The 17305-nt window shown below is 41.5% G+C and carries 16 protein-coding genes; 5 read left to right on the top strand and 11 right to left on the bottom strand.

Annotated features, from left to right (window positions below; all coding sequences use genetic code 11):
* Position 1 precedes the first annotated feature (1 nt).
* On the bottom strand, positions 2–2230 hold the full coding sequence (locus C727_RS0103585) for an LPS-assembly protein LptD (RefSeq protein WP_237742312.1): 2229 nt from the start codon (positions 2228–2230) through the stop codon (positions 2–4).
* A gap of 181 nt (positions 2231–2411) precedes the next feature.
* Between C727_RS0103585 and C727_RS17905 the strand changes: the two genes are divergently transcribed.
* The 3 genes from C727_RS17905 to djlA are packed head-to-tail and all read left to right on the top strand — an operon-like array spanning position 2412 to position 4901.
* Complete coding sequence (locus tag C727_RS17905) at positions 2412–3392, top strand: aminoglycoside phosphotransferase family protein (RefSeq protein ID WP_017444256.1); 981 nt, start codon at positions 2412–2414, stop codon at positions 3390–3392.
* Complete coding sequence (murU, locus tag C727_RS0103575; RefSeq protein WP_017444255.1) at positions 3385–4083, top strand: N-acetylmuramate alpha-1-phosphate uridylyltransferase MurU; 699 nt, start codon at positions 3385–3387, stop codon at positions 4081–4083. Before C727_RS17905 ends, murU begins: the two co-directional genes overlap by 8 nt.
* Positions 4080–4901: a co-chaperone DjlA gene (gene djlA, locus C727_RS0103570; protein WP_017444254.1), complete on the top strand. Its 822-nt coding sequence runs from the start codon at positions 4080–4082 to the stop codon at positions 4899–4901. The genes murU and djlA overlap by 4 nt, the downstream gene beginning before the upstream one ends.
* Here the strand turns inward: djlA and C727_RS0103565 are convergent.
* The 5 genes from C727_RS0103565 to C727_RS0103545 form a co-directional block, all read right to left on the bottom strand.
* Positions 4868–5569, bottom strand: a complete 702-nt coding sequence (locus tag C727_RS0103565; RefSeq protein ID WP_017444253.1) for an HAD family hydrolase — start codon at positions 5567–5569, stop codon at positions 4868–4870. The two genes, djlA and C727_RS0103565, sit on opposite strands and share 34 nt — an antisense overlap.
* On the bottom strand, positions 5566–6465 hold the full coding sequence (gene xerC, locus C727_RS0103560; RefSeq protein WP_017444252.1) for a tyrosine recombinase XerC: 900 nt from the start codon (positions 6463–6465) through the stop codon (positions 5566–5568). The genes C727_RS0103565 and xerC overlap by 4 nt, the downstream gene beginning before the upstream one ends.
* A 4-nt stretch (positions 6466–6469) precedes the next feature.
* Complete coding sequence (locus C727_RS0103555; RefSeq protein ID WP_017444251.1) at positions 6470–7165, bottom strand: DUF484 family protein; 696 nt, start codon at positions 7163–7165, stop codon at positions 6470–6472.
* Positions 7162–7992 (bottom strand): diaminopimelate epimerase, encoded by an 831-nt coding sequence (gene dapF, locus C727_RS0103550; RefSeq protein WP_017444250.1) that lies wholly within the window; start codon positions 7990–7992, stop codon positions 7162–7164. Before dapF ends, C727_RS0103555 begins: the two co-directional genes overlap by 4 nt.
* A gap of 91 nt (positions 7993–8083) precedes the next feature.
* Complete coding sequence (locus C727_RS0103545; protein WP_017444249.1) at positions 8084–9160, bottom strand: TIGR02281 family clan AA aspartic protease; 1077 nt, start codon at positions 9158–9160, stop codon at positions 8084–8086.
* Between the two features lie 101 nt (positions 9161–9261).
* On the opposite strand from C727_RS0103545, the gene cysE reads away from it, so the two are divergent.
* Entirely contained in the window at positions 9262–10101 is an 840-nt protein-coding gene (gene cysE / locus C727_RS0103540) for a serine O-acetyltransferase (protein ID WP_237742311.1), read from the top strand.
* A 49-nt stretch (positions 10102–10150) separates the two neighbouring features.
* Here cysE and C727_RS0103535 read toward each other — a convergent pair whose 3' ends face one another.
* Genes C727_RS0103535 through C727_RS0103520 form a run of 4 tightly spaced genes read right to left on the bottom strand, consistent with a single transcriptional unit; the run spans position 10151 to position 12507 of the window.
* Positions 10151–10633 (bottom strand): YajQ family cyclic di-GMP-binding protein, encoded by a 483-nt coding sequence (locus tag C727_RS0103535; protein ID WP_017444247.1) that lies wholly within the window; start codon positions 10631–10633, stop codon positions 10151–10153.
* Positions 10634–10651: 18 nt separating this feature from the next.
* Complete coding sequence (locus tag C727_RS0103530; protein WP_017444246.1) at positions 10652–11032, bottom strand: PH domain-containing protein; 381 nt, start codon at positions 11030–11032, stop codon at positions 10652–10654.
* Positions 11033–11809, bottom strand: a complete 777-nt coding sequence (locus tag C727_RS0103525) for a class I SAM-dependent methyltransferase (protein WP_017444245.1) — start codon at positions 11807–11809, stop codon at positions 11033–11035.
* Positions 11809–12507 carry a DNA-3-methyladenine glycosylase I gene (locus tag C727_RS0103520; protein WP_017444244.1) on the bottom strand — a complete coding sequence of 233 codons (699 nt, stop codon included), beginning with the start codon at positions 12505–12507 and terminating at the stop codon, positions 11809–11811. The genes C727_RS0103525 and C727_RS0103520 overlap by 1 nt, the downstream gene beginning before the upstream one ends.
* A 436-nt stretch (positions 12508–12943) precedes the next feature.
* On the opposite strand from C727_RS0103520, the gene polA reads away from it, so the two are divergent.
* Complete coding sequence (gene polA / locus C727_RS0103515) at positions 12944–15685, top strand: DNA polymerase I (protein WP_017444243.1); 2742 nt, start codon at positions 12944–12946, stop codon at positions 15683–15685.
* A 19-nt stretch (positions 15686–15704) separates the two neighbouring features.
* Here the strand turns inward: polA and C727_RS0103510 are convergent, their stop codons facing one another.
* Positions 15705–17228, bottom strand: a complete 1524-nt coding sequence (locus C727_RS0103510; RefSeq protein ID WP_017444242.1) for a carbon-nitrogen hydrolase family protein — start codon at positions 17226–17228, stop codon at positions 15705–15707.
* Positions 17229–17305 lie beyond the last annotated feature (77 nt).

The following is a 17305-nucleotide window of genomic DNA, read 5'->3' as shown; positions in this document are numbered from 1 at the left end:
CTCACTGGTTTAAAAAATAGGGTTTGCGGTAGCCAAAAATGCCACCATCGAGAATTTTTGCAGATTGGGTACTGTTGGCGCCAAATCCACGTATCGTAAAGCTTAACAACATTCCAGAGTCTCTCTGTTCGGTCGCAACCGACGACTGACTATCGTCTGCTGTTAGGTCACTTTTAATCTTACTTTGCCAGCCAAATGATAATTGCCAACAACACGATTCATATAATAGACCAATGCGGGACTCAACAGTTCTGTCTAATTCTAAATCATAATGATAACTGGCATAACCCCGCCACTGACTATTTAATTGCCATAACGATGTTAAGTTCACTTGCTGAATCTGGTTACCAGAAACATCACGAACATACCTGTGCCCAAGTTGGACTATATGAGCATCATCGACATAATAATCTATTGTTAATTGACTTTTGCTCGTCTCTTGGTTTTCGGTATCATACTGCAAACCATAATGTAAAAACCAAGTTTTACGAATATCAAAGTCCAGCTCAGCAGCTAATGCTGATTCACCTCGCTCTGTTGTTTCTCGGTAGTCAACAAAATCCGTTCTTGATTCTGTTAAAAATAGTATCTGGCCCACCGACAATCGCAGCTTTTCTCGACTCTCGTCATTTAACAAGCGAGTGGTGACCCCTAATGTAATTTGGTTAGACTCAGGGATCCTATCTAAACCACTAAAACGATTTTCGCGAAATAACCCCAAATAATCGTCTTGCAGCAAAGCGGTATCATACAGACCGATATCAGACTGATCGCGATACGGCACATACAAATATTGCGCCCTGGGCTCCAAAGTTTGGACCATCATATTGCCAAACCAATCAAGTGGTCGCTCAAAGACCAAACGCCCATTCATTCTAAACCTAGGCAGAACGCGTGTAATGGTTTGGTAGTTATCTTTTAATACCTCTCCGTCTTGCATTTGCTCCTGCCGATAATAGGTTGCAGGCAACGAAGTTTCGGCTCTAAAGTCCCACGCTGGCTGGTAGATAGACCAGCTTAGTTCTGGTTCTATATGGCTACGAATGGCTTCAGGTAAACTCGTATCCCGTGCCTGAAACCAAGCAAACTCCACCGGCATTTCAAACGACCAGCCAGAAGCCTGCGCCATTCCACCATACCAATATCTGACTTCTGGCAAGGTACGATAAGGTTTTACATGCTGTCCAAACACTTCAAAATCTCGGATACTGATATCTAGCGTCCAATCTTTAGCAATTTTTTGCAAATTTAGTTCACGTTCAACATAAGTATCAACACTATTAATATCACGAAACTCTAAATCAGAAACATACGAATCATCACTAACAAAGGTTAAATCTGCATCAAACAGCCAATCATTGGCAAAATAATTTTGGTGCTGCCATGTCATAGCGCTACGCTGTGCCGATGAACCGTCAGTCAAACTCGCAAACTGGCGATCATGTGGCATCCACTCAAGATATAATTCACCATTGTACGCCTGCCCTAAGTATCTTACTTCGCTACCTAATTGCACGCCTCTATCGGTCATCGTTCTGGTTGTTAAAGTGGCATCTAAATTTTCTTTTATATTCCAGTAATAAGGGACTGAAATATCTAAACCGCGCTGAGAAGAAGTAGATATCGAAGGATATAAAAAGCCAGATTTTCTTTTATCACTCAACGGAAATGATAAATAAGGTAAATAGAGTATTGGCACTTCAAAAACTTCAATTCGACTGTGCCAAGCTTGCCCCCATTCTTCTTCAATATCTAGCCGTATTTCTGTAGATTTAATTTGCCAGTCGGGTCGATTCTGCGGTGGACAATTCGTAAAACTGGCATCAGCTAATGAGACTTGCCGCTTTATTTGATCGACCTTAAACGTCTCAGCGCTTCCATGACCCATAAAATTATCTAGCTGATAATTACTATTATGCAATTGCAGGACCTTATTGACCATGTTGGCATCAAGCGAATCACTCTTAACGGTGACATTCGGGGTAATAAATTCTATTCCGCCTTGGGCGGTTAGTGTATCCCGGTTGGCCGAAATTTGAGCAGAATCAGCAGTGATCCTGTTTTCGCCATTGATAATACTGACTCGCCCTCTGAATCGCGCAGGCTGATCCACCCCAACTTCAGTACTATCAGACAATATCTGCAAAGCATCATCAGCTGCTTCGGGCCAAGCTTTTTGTTGGCTGTTGATGTTAGTATTATGCACCTTAGCTGATGCGTAGCATGCCATTTCTGCCGCTGTCACGGTGAAAGAGAAAAAACTCAGCAAGGCGGTAAAATAACGAATCACTATATCTAATTAACCAATTTATTATTTTTACAAGAGAGGTTTGCAGGGTTACCCTACTCCTATGAAACGGCTATGATAAAACAAAAAGCCACTATCGGCTAATTTTAACCTATAGATTTATATGTCACAGAAAAAAAATCGTATTCAGGCCATGACTGACTGGCTTAAATTGTCACTTGATAGACCTTTTAGCATAACGCCACTTTCGACCGATGCTGGCTTTAGGCGCTATTTTTTAATCGATTTTAACGATCAAACTAAACAGGTTGCCGTTGATGCCCCGCCAGAGACTGAAGACAATGCATTATTTGTGCGCCTCAGCCAGTGGTTTACGCAGCAAGGCATTCGTGTGAGCCAAGTCCTCTCAGCTGACCTTGAGCAAGGGTTTATGCGTCAGGAGTTCTTGCCGCAAATCCACTTAGCCGATCGTTTAAACGCACACAATTATGCTGAGTGTTACCAAGAGTGTTTTCAACAACTCGCTCAAATTCAACAACTGGATGCAAACCAACAAGGTTTGCCGAGCTATTCCAACGCCATGATAGCCACCGAGTTCAAGATCTTTATGGACTGGTATTTACCCGAAGTAAGTAATTACACACTTTCAAAAAAAGACCTAGAGATACTCTCAAATTTAAACGAGCGTTTACAAACTGTATTTGCCGAACAAAAACAAGTTTTGGTTCACAGAGATTACCATTGCCGCAATCTTATGTATGACCTTAATGATAAACTCACCCTAATAGATTATCAGGGGGCTGTGCAAGGACCACTCACATACGATCTGGTTTCACTATTAAAAGATTGTTATCAACAATGGCCACCAGCACAAGTCTGTATGCTCTCGCAAGCATATAGGGCAAGTTATTATCCGGATATCGACGATACACAATGGCAATACTGGTTTGATTTGACTGGCTTGCAACGTCACCTAAAATGTTTAGGCATCTTTGTTCGTTTAGCTAAAAGGGATGGTAAAACAAGCTACCTAAAACATCTGCCTTTAGTAAAAACCTATATTCTAGAAGTGACAGCAAAATACTCTGAACTGGCTCAGCAGCACACTTTATTCACCCAAATGTTTGGAACCAAATATGAATAATCCTTTAATTGATACTGCTATGATACTGGCCGCCGGTCGCGGCAAACGGATGAGCTCGTTGACGGATCATACCGCCAAACCTTTATTAAAAGCTGCAGGGCAATCCCTAATTGAGTATCGCATCCATGATTTGGTAAAAGCGGGCATTAAAAACATTGTCATTAATTGCGGCTGGCACGGCCAACAAATTGCCGATACCTTAGGGGATGGCAGCACCTATAACTGCAAAATTCAATATAGTTTTGAAACGCCTGGCACCTTAGAAACAGCAGGCGGCATTATTAAAGCCCTTCCTTTATTAGGCAAAAAGCCTTTTATTTTGGTCAATGGGGATATCTGGACAGACATGCATTTTTCGCCATTACGCCATGTTAGTCTAGGCAATCATAAAGCATTAATTGTAATGGTGAATAATCCGCCGCACAATCCTCAAGGAGACTTTGCCGAGCATGGGCAGTTGGCAACACTCACGGGAGAGCATAAACTCACCTACGCAGGCATTGGCGTTTTCGCTCCCAGTTTATTCGAAGGCTATGATAGTTTTCCGTTAGCCTTGGGCCCAGTTCTGAAAACTGCCATCCAAAATAAGCAAGTTTTAGTACATAACTACTTGGGTAACTGGTTTGATATAGGCACACCTGAACGGCTTGCGCAATTAAATAAATTTTTACAAAGAGCGAACGAAGAATGAGCAATTGGGGAAAAATTTTAGGCGCTATTTTTGGTTTTATGTTTTTAAAGTGGCCCGGCTTAATTTTAGGCCTGTTATTGGGACACTACTTTGATAAAGGGTATGCAAAAGCCTTTAAAGAAAAAGGGGGATTTTCGGGACTTTTTAGTCCGTCGTCTAAATTAAAAAATCGCGCAATATTCTTCCATTCATTATTTTCGGTGATGGGGCATATTGCCAAAGCTTCTGGCCGCGTTACCGAAAAAGACATCGCGTTAGCATCTGCCTTAATGGACCGCATGCAATTAAAAGATGAAGTTCGTCAGGAAGCTCAACAGGCATATCGGGCCGGGAAAAATACTGACTTTGCATTTTCTGATACAGTAAAAACCTTTAAAGCTTATTGTTTTGGCCGCCGCGAATTCATGCAGTTATATATGGAAATACAAATTCAAGCTGCAGTGGCTAACCAGACATTACACCCTAAAGCGAAAGAATTATTATATGCCGCCGGCAAAATTTTATCGTTTGACAAAACACAACTAGACCAATTAATTCAACAGGCAATGGCCGCAAACCAGTATCATAACTCAGCTAAATATAACCGCGCGATGACAATCAGCCAAGCTTATCAAGTGTTAGGTTTAGTGGAACAAAGCAGCTTAAAAGAGGTTAAACGGGCCTATAAGCGTTTAATGTCACAGCATCATCCAGACAAATTAAGTGCACAAGGCGTACCACAACAGGCGGTGTTGATGGCAAAAGAAAAAACCCAAGATATTCAAGCAGCTTATGAGTGCATCGTTCAGCATAATAAAGCGCGTAAATCATCGCTCTGACTGTATTCAAAATGCGGTAAGGGTGCGCCATTTAAAGCACTATTGTTCGGATTGTACCACGCCGCTTGCCACTGGTTTATAATCGCCCCGCTAACGTCTGTTAGCGGGCTATCCCCAATATGTAAAATATCAGCAGAGGCAACCTCTAACAAATGTTCTGTATGTTTAAAAATGCTTCCATCCGGTTTCATTTTTAATGCTGCGTTTGGCCTGACTTGCAAATCAAAGATGCCACCTAACCCAATCATATCAGGGCTGGCGTTGCCGTTTGTTAACGCCACCAATAAATAGCGTTTTTTTAAACTGAGCAACAAGTCAACTTGCGCATCTGCGACGCTAAAATTATTACGCTGCTCAAAAAACAACTGGTAAGCTTTTGCCGCCAATTCGGGCTCGCTTTTAGGCAACTGTTTTGCAATAAAATCCACCAAAAAAGCTTGTCGTAAGGCAGAAACATCATGACTTAAATGTGGGTTTTGCTTACTGAAAGTTTGTTTATGCAGTGACCATTGTTGAGCGGTGAGCGGCTTATCCATTACTTCATCGTTGATAAATGATAATAAGCTTTCTTCTGCACGCAAAATAATAGGCACATTGTCGTAAAGTGTATCGTCCAAATCAAAACTAAGCACCTTGGGCCGCTTAAATTTGCGGTAAAAACGTATCATGAAGTACCTCGTTTTTTAGCTCTTGGGTGTGCCTCGTCATAAACTTTAGCTAGATGGGAAAAGTCTAAATGCGTATAAATTTGAGTTGTCGATAAGTTTTGGTGGCCAAGCAACTCTTGCACGGCTCTCAGGTCACGGCTGGCTTCTAACATATGAGTTGCAAACGAATGACGCAACTTATGCGGATGCAGATGTTTACTTAACCCTTGCTCAACTGCCGCTTTACGCATGTGTTCTCGGATCACTCGGTCGCTTAAACGATTACCCCGATTAGATATAAAGAGTGCCTCTGTGTCTTGTTTTAACCATATCGAACGATCTTTCAACCAGCTTTTGAGCTTATTTAATGCCACTTGTGTAACCGGCAATACGCGCTCTTTTTCACCTTTACCCAGCACTCTGACTGTTTTTTCTGACCAATTGATATCACCGCAATCAAGTCCGCTTAGTTCGGCAACCCGCAAACCGCAACTATAGGTTAATTCCATCATCACATTGGTTCTTTTACTTACAGTATCATCTGGGTTATAGCTATCTAATAATTGATGAATTTCATCTACATCAAGGTTTTTAGGCAATTTACGTGGCGCTTTCGGCGCCTGCACCAGTTCGGCTGGATTACTTGTCAGCCAATTTTGTTTTACTGCAAAGCGGCAAAAGCTACGCAGGGCTGCCAATGCCTGTGCAATGCTACTCGCTGCATAGCCTTTTGATTGCAAGCTGGATAAAACCGAGCGCACATAACGAACAGTGAGCTCAGTGAGCTGGCTTGCAGGTTGCAGTTGCAAAATTTGGCGAAACTGTTTTTGGTAACTGATTAAGGTTTTTTCAGAGACTTGCTTTTGAAACTTTAAATACGCCCAATAAGCTTCTAATGCTTCGTCAAACGTCACCATAAGGTTAGCCTAGTTCTCTATTTTCTTTCGAAAAATCCAACAATAAACGGTTGATCAAAGTCACCATTGGCGTTAAAAAAAGCGTATCCATATCGCCTTGAAAATGCAATTCATCTTGACTACCAAATGCCAGAATTCCCATCTCTTTATTGCCTCCTAAACGGATCAACGCAACCGAACGTATATCTGTTTCAGGATCAAAAAACATGGCCATCTCTTGTCGATTCAAACGGCCAAAATAAAAGTCCGTTTGTTTTAGCCTATCATGCAAAATTTTTTGGTAGTTTTGGCGTGGTACTACGAGTGCAGCTGTTTTTTCATCCCCGCCTGCAATAAACAAAATTAGCTTTAAACCATCCAGTTCTATTTGATCGAGCAAAACTTGGTTGAGTAAATACAACAAATTATCACTGTCAGGACACTCCAATAGCTGCATATACAATTTAATAAATATCTTATAGATATTTTCATTGCGTTTGGCTGTGCTGATCAACTCGGCCATTTCAGATTCTAGTTTTTGGTTTTTTTTACGCAATAGCGCTTGCTGTCGGTCCAACAAAGAAACTGTGCCAGCAATTGGAGGCACTAATTTTAACTGCTCGAGTACATCCTGTCTTTGCAGCAAAAAATCTGGATTAGCTAACAAATAGTCTGCTATGGCCTGCTCTGTAAGCTTATGTTTATCTGTGTTCTGACTCATATATTTATCTGCCCATCATACACGTGAGCAACTGGGCCAGTCATTTTGACCGATCGCCCTTCGCCTGGCCAGATAATGTTTAACTTGCCCCCTGGCAGTTTTACTTCAACCTGATTGTTTAGTTTACCTTGCAAAATACCAACAACCACAGCGGCACAAGCCCCAGTGCCACAAGCTAAAGTTTCCCCAGCTCCGCGCTCATACACTCTTAAGCGAATATTTGAGCGATCAACAACCTGCATAAACCCAATGTTCGCTTTTTCTGGAAATCTTTCATGGCTTTCTAGCTCTGGTCCTAAAGTTTCAACAGGAGCAGTGTCTACGTCTTCTACGGTCAATACACAATGTGGGTTTCCCATCGAAGCAACCCCAGCTAAAACATTTTGTCCTTTGCTTTGCAAGATGTAAGTTTTTTCTTCTGTATTTGCAATAAATGGGACTTCTTTGGGTGCTAATTTGGGCACCCCCATATCAACCGTCACTTGCCCATCTCGCTCGACTTGCAAAATTATCTTGCCACTTTTTGTGCTGACAGATATGTTCTGTTTGTTGGTTAACCCTTTTAATCGAACAAAACGTGCAAAGCAGCGAGCACCATTACCACATTGCTCTACTTCACTGCCATCTGAATTAAAAATCCGGTAGTGAAAATCAACTTCTGGATCATAAGGTGCCTCAACCACTAACAATTGGTCAAAGCCGACACCAAAATTACGGTTAGCTAGTTTAGCCACCTGCTCAGGAGAGAAAAAAACGTTTTGAGTGACGTTGTCAACAACCATAAAGTCGTTGCCAAGCCCATGCATTTTTGTAAAGTTAATCTGCATTAGAAATCTATCATTCACTTATCATAGGTACAAAATACAAACCTTTAAATAAAAGGTCGAGCATTAAAAGGCCAAAAGCGAATTAAATTTATTAATCGCTCGATTTACGCTCAGTCAACACTAGCATACTGGCTTGCTGATCAATATTAAATTTAAATCTGGATAAAAAATTCATTCCCAACAAGCCATCATTGTGAGAAAAATAATTATCCAATATTAACAAAGTAAAATCATTTAGGGTTAATGTGCCCAAAGTAAACTCGGCGACTAGAATTTCTTCTGCTTCCGCTAAGCCATTGGCCGTGCTAACCGTTTTATACCCAAGATGTTGGTAATCAGTGATATATTGCTCAACAAACTGGCGACTTAATGAAGTAATGCTCGCCCCCGTATCTATCATCAAGTTAGCTGGTTGCTGACCAATTTTCACTGCAAGAATATAATGCGCCCCAGTCCGGTTTAGCGGATATTTAACTGTCTTTTGCAACAATTTAGCCTGCAACGCTTCAGCTTGGCTTTGATAATCGGGATCAGCGGCCACGTATAATAAAATTTGTTCCGCTTGTGACTTTTTTCCTAAATGATAGTAGCTTTCAGCTAAGGCTAAGCTAAATTTTGGATGATCATCTTGATACCAATACAAGGTTTCAAATATTTTCGCTGCTTTTTCCCAATGACCTTGCTGTTTCAGATCATCATAAACAGCGAGCATTTGCGCTTCGAAATATAACCACTCACTTTGATACTCGATGTCGGTTAACTCTGCTTGGCTTCGAGAATATATAATGTCAGCGGCTTCTGAGTATTTTTGTAGTGCAAGGTGATATCGTAGGGCCAATCTGACCAGCCAGGGTCTGGTTATTTTACCAGCAGTGGCTTCAAGGATATTTTTGGCTAAATCTGGCTGCTGATCAGTCAGCGCCTTCACCGCTTGCTGGTACCAAGCTTGCTCTATTGCTTTTTTGTCACTCGCTATGGCGGCTAACTGGCTAGCCGTTAAATAATCAGCATTCACAAAAGCCTGTTTTGCCTGTGCACTTATTGTTTGATAACTTACTTCTGGTGGCGTTGCAACTATCACTTGACGAGCTTCTTGCCATGCTTGATAAAGTGCAAGATTTGCAATAATAGATACCAATAAAGATATAGATAAGACGAGTTTTATCATAACTTGCACCCTTAGCGACACGGTTTATCTGAATAAGTTTTAATGACAAACTTGATATCAACGGCTTCAGAACCTATCCTGAACTCTTAATCTGCGAAAAAATGACTAAGACTATGCAAAGTAACCAAGTTTGGACTCTAATTCAATCAGAAGCTCGACAGATGTCGCAGAAAGAACCTCTGCTGTCAGCTTATATTCAACAATGTATTTTAACGCACAATTCTGCTGCTGAGGCATTTTCCTTTATTTTTGCTCAAAAGCTGGCAGATGATGTAATGCCAGTAGAAAAGCTCAGTCAGCTATTTTACGCCTTTTATCAAGAAGAACCTGCTACTTTAGATATTGTCTGTTACGATATTAAAGCTGTTTTTGATCGCGATCCGGCCATTCATTCTTATTTAACCGTTCTCTTGCACTTAAAAGGGTTTCAAGCGATTCAAATACATAGGTTAGCGCACCATTTATGGCACTCAGACAGGCGTGAATTGGCATTATTCATTCAAAGTAAAAATAGCCAAGTATTATCAGTTGATATTCACCCCGCTTGTCAAATCGGCAAAGGTGTTATGTTTGATCATGCTACAGGAATAGTCGTTGGAGAAACTGCAGTGATAGAAGATGATGTTTCTATCTTACAGTCCGTCACTTTGGGGGGGACAGGTAATCAGTCCGGCGACCGCCATCCGAAAGTTCGTCGCGGCGTCATGATTGGTGCCGGCGCTAAAGTGCTTGGTAATATAGAGATTGGCTGTAACTCTAAAGTGGGCGCGGGCAGCGTAGTACTTAACCATGTAAAGCCTCATACGACTGTGGTGGGGGTGCCAGCGAAACAAGTTGGCGTACCTAGATGTAGTGAGCCTTGCCGTTCTATGCAGCAAAATGTACTTGATGACACCAGTATAAAGCGGCCTGAAAAATCCGCGGTTATGAATAAAAGTTAAACAGTAACAATCCACTTAGCAGGTGTACAACCTGCTAAGTGGTAAGAGTTTAATCACGAAAATTATTAAACTGAAAAGCTTGTTCTAAGTCGGATTCACGAACCAACTGCATAACCTGCTGAAGATCGTCTCGCTTTTTACCTGTTACCCGAACCTGCTCACCTTGAATTTGAGTTTGTACTTTAATTTTGCTGTCTTTAATCAACTTAGTTAGCTTCTTAGCGGTTGCAGCATCTATGCCTTGCACAAAAGTGATATTTTGCCGGAAAGTTTTGCCTGAGTGTTCTAATTTTCCCGGTTTTACAGAGCGAGGATCAACATTTTGTTTAGCTAATTTACCTCGCAACATATCTTGCATTTGATTGAGCTGAAACTCAGCTTCGGCTTGCATTTTTACAACACCGTCACTGTATTCAAAACTGGCGTCGACACCACGAAAGTCAAACCGAGTCGATAATTCTCGTTGCGCGTTGTCAGCCGCATTGCGCGCTGACTCAATATTTATTTCACTGACAATATCAAATGATGGCATTGTATTTATTTTCTCCTACTATTTTTTTAATGCGTAATTCGCTAACGCTTTTTGAATGGCGACCGTTGTTTCACCACCTTTAAGCTCTTTTTCGATGGCTTCATCGCTACCCGAGATCCAAATCTTTAGCTCAGCGTCTAAATCAAAGTGGCCTGTTGTTTCTATAATAAAGTGACTAATCGCTCGGTATGGAATGCTGTGGTATTCAACTTTTTTGCCGGTTACGCCCTGTTTATCAATCAACAATAAACGCCGGTCAGTGAATACATACATATCTCGAATCTCTTTAGCTGCGTATACAAGTGTTTCGTCATCAGCCAAAATAGGCGCTAATTCAGCCGCGACTTCTTCCACATTCGCTTCACTGGCATTGCCCAAAATTGCATCAAATAAGCCCATTTAATTCTCCTGCTCAGTCATTGTTAAATATACATCAAATCTATGTTTTTTAGATTTCACACTAAAGTCTGGGGTTTCATCATTAATGAAGTTAGCATATCCGGGTCGTTTTACCACTACCCGCTTTGAGGCACAGGATTTTGCTTGTGGCAGTAACAGGTCAGCATCAGCATCAGCGCCTACCAGTCCTTGAAATGATTTCATTTCTTTTTTAACCGCGGCTGACTTTTTTTTGTGTGGAAACATAGGGTCTAAATAAACAACGTCTGCTTTCAACTGGCGTTTTTGTTTGATTTCGCTTAACTGTAACGCATTTGCATATATTAACTGCATCCGCTGACTTATCCAGTCGCTTAAATCAGGATGCAACCTAGCTCTGCGCAAGCCGTCAAATAATAACGCAGCCACTGCGGGCGTGCGCTCTATCAGTGTCACCTTGCAGCCCAATGCAGCTAAAATAAAAGCATCTCGCCCTAACCCTGCAGTCGCATCAATAATGCTAGGCCTTTGTTGGCCTTTTAATCCACAGGCGCGAGCGATCAACTCGTTTTTAACACTGATATTCGCTCGCCGGTAATTGACTGCGGCGTCTAAAAAGTCGACTTTGACCCCCGTCTGCTTTGGCAAATCGGTTTGTACTAAAGCTAAAGTATCTTTTTCTTGCGACCAGTGTAATTGATAAGGCGCATCGCTTTCAGTTAACAAAGGCAGTTGAAATTCAGCGGCAACTTGCTCTAGATATGGGGTTGTTGTCGCACTTATTATAGGTGTTTGCATTAACTTAACCCTACACGATTGTCACCCACACTAAATGAAATGATCTGGCTTATCGCTTGCAAACTGCGGCCAGATTCAGCCTGCCATTGATTAAAATAGTCCTGGCTTTGCGATAAACTGCGTAAACTCATTAAGCCGCCGTCAATCAACTGATTAGCTCGCAAATAAACTTCGACATCTTGAGTTAATAAAAAAGTATCTTTACCTAAACTGCGCAGCGCATAAGGCCCTGTATTTCCACCTAACCGTTGGCCATGCTGTTTTAAATATCGCCATAATGAAACAATATCATTGCTCGGCCATTGTGCGATAAATTTTGCAAAGGAGTGCCCCGTTTGCGTTTGCACGTCTTTAATCATTAACGCATTGTCGTAAATGGTTTTAACTTTGCGTGCATTGCGAATAATCGCAGGATCGGATGCTTTGCGTTCTAACATATCAGGCGGCATCATGAGTATTTTTTCAATTTCAAAGTTAAAAAACAAAGTTTCAAAAGCCGGCCATTTTTGTTCTACAACTCGCCAAACAAAACCCGACTTAAATACCTTTTTAGTTAACTGTGCTAATACCCGATCATCGCCCAGTGTGGCCAACTCTGCAGCTGATAAGGGCTGGCCAAGTAGAGCTTCTAAGTGGGCTACGCCCCCTTTGCGCTCTGCAGCCCGCTGATAAATATGGTCAAACTTCTCTAATACCATGCACCTACCCCAACAAAAAATCTTTATTACTGATATACACTTTTTAAAAATGCCCCTGCAGCGCTTATGATATCGTATATATAACTATATTTTATTTATAAAGATAATTTTAGATTATAAAATTACTGGTCAAATACTTTTGATCAGCGTAAATTGGTCGCCACTGTTTTTGCAATAGCAAGTATTTAAATGTGCTTTTTTCAGTTTTATTCACATCAGCAGTAGCTTTTCAATGAGCTTAATGAAAAAGAAAAAACAATATATAAAACAAACCCTTAATAAAAAACCAGGGTATTCAAAGCAAAGCTATTAACAGGCTCAATAGAAGTTTTTCAACATACTTATCCACAGCTTCAGGGATTTATTTCTCAGGATGGCCTGTGCCCGATATTTAAGTATAATAAGAATAAATTTATCCAACTCACAAAGTATTTCTATGACGCAAATCCCTGACAACCCGCTCGTTCTTGTTGACGGCTCATCATACTTATTTAGAGCCTTTCATGCGCCACCTCACTTAACAAACTCTAAAGGCGAACCGACTGGCGCTGTCTATGGCGTTGTAAATATGCTCAAAAGCCTGATCAATAAATATCAGCCAAGTCAAATGGCTGTTATTTTTGATGCCAAAGGAAAAACTTTTCGCAGTGATATGTATGCTGATTATAAAGCGAATCGCCCCCCTATGCCCGATGAACTTCGCAGCCAAATTGCCCCTTTGCATGAAATTATCAAAGCGATGGGGTTGCCCCTTATTTGCATCGAGGGTGTAGAAGCAGATGACGTTATCGGTACCCTATCAACGTTGGCTAGCCGAGATGGTCGCCATACCCTGATAAGCACTGGCGATAAAGACATGGCACAACTGGTTAACCCTCATGTGACCTTAGTGAATACGATGACAGACACCATAATGGATGAAGCCGGTGTTGAAGAAAAATTTGGTATCCCGGCCAACCTCATCATAGATTATCTCGCTCTGATGGGTGATAAAGTTGATAATATCCCGGGTCTACCTGGTGTTGGCCCTAAAACTGCTTTGGCAATGTTACTTGGCATGGGCGGTGTAGATAAAATTATTGCCAACCCTGATGCAGTCGCCGAGCTAGGCTTTCGCGGTGCGAAATCTATGCCACAAAAAATCAAAGATAACCAAGAGCAATTGCAACTTTCTTATCAACTAGCCACCATAAAAATTGATTGTGAGCTGGAATTAAGCCACGATCAATTAGATATTAAAGCGCCTGATCAAACGGCTTTAATTGAGTTGTACCAAAAAATGGAATTTAAACGTTGGCTAAATGATGTACTAGGCGGTGAGACAAATGAAAAAACGGCTACCGCTCAACAGGTTAACCAAGCCAGCGACGCTGAATATAGCTGCATTTTAGACAAAACTGAATTTAACCTTTGGGTTGGTCGGTTGAAAGAAGCCAAATGTTTTGCCTTTGATACAGAAACCACCTCACTTAACTATATGCAAGCCAAGGTCGTTGGTGTGTCTTTTGCTGTAGAGCCAGGCAAAGCCGCTTATGTGCCTTTTGCTCATGACTACCCAGATGCGCCAGAGCAACTCAGTGAAGAATTTGTTTTGGGTGAACTAAAACCTTTGTTGGAAGATCCGGCTTACCAAAAGATCGGCCAGAACTTAAAATACGACCGCCACGTATTAAAAAATCACAATATCGAACTAAACGGTATTGCATATGACTCTATGCTTGAATCTTATGTTTTTAGCAGTGTTGGCAGCCGTCATGATATGGACAGTTTGGCGCTTAAATATTTAGGCCGTAAAACAACCAAGTTCGAAGATATAGCGGGTAAAGGTGCTAAACAGCTCACCTTCAATCAAATCGATTTGGCAACCGCGGCGCCTTATGCTGCAGAGGATGCTGACATCTGTCTGCAGCTCCATCAACATCTGTGGCGAGCACTAGAAGAAGATAAAAAGTTATTAAGCGTGTATCAAGATATTGAAAAACCGCTTATTGAAGTACTCTGCGAGATAGAGCGAACCGGGGTTTATATTGATATTCATCAGCTTGCTAGCCAGAGCCGTGATATCGAACAAAGGTTAGCAGAACTAGAAGAAAAAGCATTTGAAATTGCGGGCGAGCAATTTAACCTAAGCTCAACTAAACAACTGCAGCAGATCTTATTTGAAAAACTAAGCCACCCTGTGATTAAAAAAACGCCTAAAGGTGCCCCATCAACAGCGGAAGAAGTTTTACAAGAGTTAGCTTTAGACTATCCGCTCCCGAAGCTCATCATAGAATACCGAGGGTTAGCTAAGCTAAAAAGTACTTATACAGACAAGCTGCCGAGCATGGTAAACAGTCAAACGGGTCGCCTGCATACCTCTTACCACCAAGCAGTAACAGCAACCGGCCGCTTATCGTCAACCGATCCGAACTTGCAGAATATTCCTATCCGTAACGAAGAAGGCCGTAAAGTTCGTAAAGCTTTTGTTGCGCAGCAGGGCTATAAAATTATGGCCGCTGATTATTCACAAATAGAACTTAGAATTATGGCCCACTTGTCGCAGGATAAAGGGTTATTAACAGCATTTTCAGAAGGCAAGGATATCCACAGAGCCACTGCCGCTGAGGTATTTGATATTTCATTAGATGACGTTAGTAGCGAACAAAGACGAAGTGCCAAAGCCATTAACTTTGGTTTAATTTATGGCATGTCTGCTTTTGGTTTGTCTCGGCAACTAGGTATTCCACGCCATGAGTCGCAAAAATATATGGATTTATATTTTGAGCGCTATCCAGGTGTTTTAAAATATATGGAAGACACCCGCGCCTTTGCCGAAGACAAAGGTTATGTAGAAACCTTATTTGGCCGCCGTTTGCATTTGCCTGATATTAAAGCGCGCAATGGTGCGGTGCGTAAAGCCGCTCAACGTGCCGCTATCAACGCACCTATGCAAGGGACAGCAGCCGATATTATAAAAAAAGCCATGCTGACAGTACATGCTTGGTTAAAGCAACAGCAAGAAGGCAATATCAGGTTGTTAATGCAGGTTCACGATGAATTAGTATTCGAAGTTAAAGAAGACTTTTTACCAATTGCAGAAAGCGAAATAAAAGCCTTGATGCAAAATGCAGCTCAGTTAGATGTACCACTGTTAGTAGAAGCTGGTCACGGTGAGAACTGGGACGAGGCGCATTAAAAGCGCCTCTTAATGGTTTTTATTTTAACCAGTTAATTTGATACAGGTCGTGACGTCTATCTTTGGTATTGGTCACGGCCCCTTCTGCACGCAAAACTTTTAATGCAGCCAAATCTAAATCGGCAAACATCAACATTTCTGTATTCGGGGTCGATTCTGATAGGACGGCATCATGCGGAAACGCAAAATCAGATGGGGTAAATACCGCAGACTGTGCATATTGTACATCTAAGCTGTCAACACTGGGTAAATTACCCACACTGCCAGCAATCGCAACATAACATTCGTTTTCAATCGCTCTGGCTTGCGCACAATGGCGTACCCGTAAATAGGCATTTTTGGTATCAACCCAAAATGGCACGAATAAAATATCCATACCTTGCTCAGCCTGCAAACGCGGCAACTCAGGAAACTCCACGTCATAACAAATTAAAATTCCGACACGACCTGCATCCGTTTCAAATACGTTTAACTTATCACCGCCTTCAATGACCCAATCCCATTTTTCATGCGGCGTGATGTGAATTTTACGCTGCTCCTCAACACGCCCATCACGGTGACAGATGTAGCTGATATTAAATAGGCGGTTATTTTCTAACAGCGGCATACTGCCGGTAATAATGTTAATGTTATAACTAACCGCCATACGCGACATTTGCTGCTTAAACTCTTCGGTATAGCTGGCTAAAAATCGAATGGCTTCAGTACGCTGCGGATCTGGGGCAAGTCCCATTAGTGGTGCATTAAAAAACTCGGGGAATAGTGCAAAATCACTTTCATACTCAGACAAAGCATCAACAAAATATTCAACCGCATTCATCATTTCTTCAATGCTTTCGACTTTACGCATTTGCCATTGCACCACACCTAAACGTACTTGGGTCGGTGTGGTATCAACCACTAACGAGTCTGGTTCGTATAAAATATTACTCCACTCTAATAATGTGGCATAACCGGCCGATTTAGTGTCTTCCGGTAAATATTTTTTTAGCAGCCGTTTAACCTGAAAATCATTGGATAGCTGGAAAGTTAAAATCGGATCATAAATCTCTTTTCGTTTTACGCTGCGAATATACTGGGACGGCGTCAGTTCATCACTATATTTATGGTATTCGGTAATACGGCCACCTGCCAAAATAGCTTTAAAATTATGTTGTCGACATAGCTCTTTGCGCGCATCATATAAACGCCGACCTAGACGGTAACCACGATATTCAGGGTGAATTAAAAGATCTAACCCATAAATGGCATCTCCGTTTGCGTTATTAATAATTTTTTCGCTATTGTCGATCAGATCCTCATAAGTATGGGGGTTAGAAAAACGGTCGTAAGACACTTGCACCGAAAGCGCAATACCAATCAGCGTGTCATCATCCATTAACCCCAGTTGACCTTCCGGAAAGTCATGAATCAACTGGCTTATCGTTTCTTTGGGCCAAGCGCCGCCAATATCCGTATAAACCATGTCCATTAGTTGTTTTACCTGAGCATAGTCAGATTCTTGTAAATTAATTAAGCTTAAATGTAAATCCTGCAAGCTCATATTGGCTCCTGTCTAAAATGCAGTAGATGATATTTGTATTTAACTGCTGTTATATTGGGTTGCAACAGAGAAAAAGA

The organism is Gayadomonas joobiniege G7, assembly GCF_000300815.1.
GTDB lineage: Bacteria > Pseudomonadota > Gammaproteobacteria > Enterobacterales > Alteromonadaceae > Catenovulum > Catenovulum joobiniege.
The sequence above is the reverse complement of the archived record's forward strand: the minus strand, read 5'-3'. Positions and strand labels throughout refer to the sequence as shown.

What these genes read in the sequence shown, in the direction of transcription:
- C727_RS0103585 (WP_237742312.1), bottom strand. Translation starts at nt 2,230, where the DNA reads ATGGCATGCTACGCATCAGCTAAGGTGCATAATACTAACATCAACAGC.
- C727_RS17905 (WP_017444256.1), top strand. Translation starts at nt 2,412, where the DNA reads ATGTCACAGAAAAAAAATCGTATTCAGGCCATGACTGACTGGCTTAAA.
- murU (WP_017444255.1), top strand. Translation starts at nt 3,385, where the DNA reads ATGAATAATCCTTTAATTGATACTGCTATGATACTGGCCGCCGGTCGC.
- djlA (WP_017444254.1), top strand. Translation starts at nt 4,080, where the DNA reads ATGAGCAATTGGGGAAAAATTTTAGGCGCTATTTTTGGTTTTATGTTT.
- C727_RS0103565 (WP_017444253.1), bottom strand. Translation starts at nt 5,569, where the DNA reads ATGATACGTTTTTACCGCAAATTTAAGCGGCCCAAGGTGCTTAGTTTT.
- xerC (WP_017444252.1), bottom strand. Translation starts at nt 6,465, where the DNA reads ATGGTGACGTTTGACGAAGCATTAGAAGCTTATTGGGCGTATTTAAAG.
- C727_RS0103555 (WP_017444251.1), bottom strand. Translation starts at nt 7,165, where the DNA reads ATGAGTCAGAACACAGATAAACATAAGCTTACAGAGCAGGCCATAGCA.
- dapF (WP_017444250.1), bottom strand. Translation starts at nt 7,992, where the DNA reads ATGCAGATTAACTTTACAAAAATGCATGGGCTTGGCAACGACTTTATG.
- C727_RS0103545 (WP_017444249.1), bottom strand. Translation starts at nt 9,160, where the DNA reads ATGATAAAACTCGTCTTATCTATATCTTTATTGGTATCTATTATTGCA.
- cysE (WP_237742311.1), top strand. Translation starts at nt 9,262, where the DNA reads ATGACTAAGACTATGCAAAGTAACCAAGTTTGGACTCTAATTCAATCA.
- C727_RS0103535 (WP_017444247.1), bottom strand. Translation starts at nt 10,633, where the DNA reads ATGCCATCATTTGATATTGTCAGTGAAATAAATATTGAGTCAGCGCGC.
- C727_RS0103530 (WP_017444246.1), bottom strand. Translation starts at nt 11,032, where the DNA reads ATGGGCTTATTTGATGCAATTTTGGGCAATGCCAGTGAAGCGAATGTG.
- C727_RS0103525 (WP_017444245.1), bottom strand. Translation starts at nt 11,809, where the DNA reads ATGCAAACACCTATAATAAGTGCGACAACAACCCCATATCTAGAGCAA.
- C727_RS0103520 (WP_017444244.1), bottom strand. Translation starts at nt 12,507, where the DNA reads ATGGTATTAGAGAAGTTTGACCATATTTATCAGCGGGCTGCAGAGCGC.
- polA (WP_017444243.1), top strand. Translation starts at nt 12,944, where the DNA reads ATGACGCAAATCCCTGACAACCCGCTCGTTCTTGTTGACGGCTCATCA.
- C727_RS0103510 (WP_017444242.1), bottom strand. Translation starts at nt 17,228, where the DNA reads ATGAGCTTGCAGGATTTACATTTAAGCTTAATTAATTTACAAGAATCT.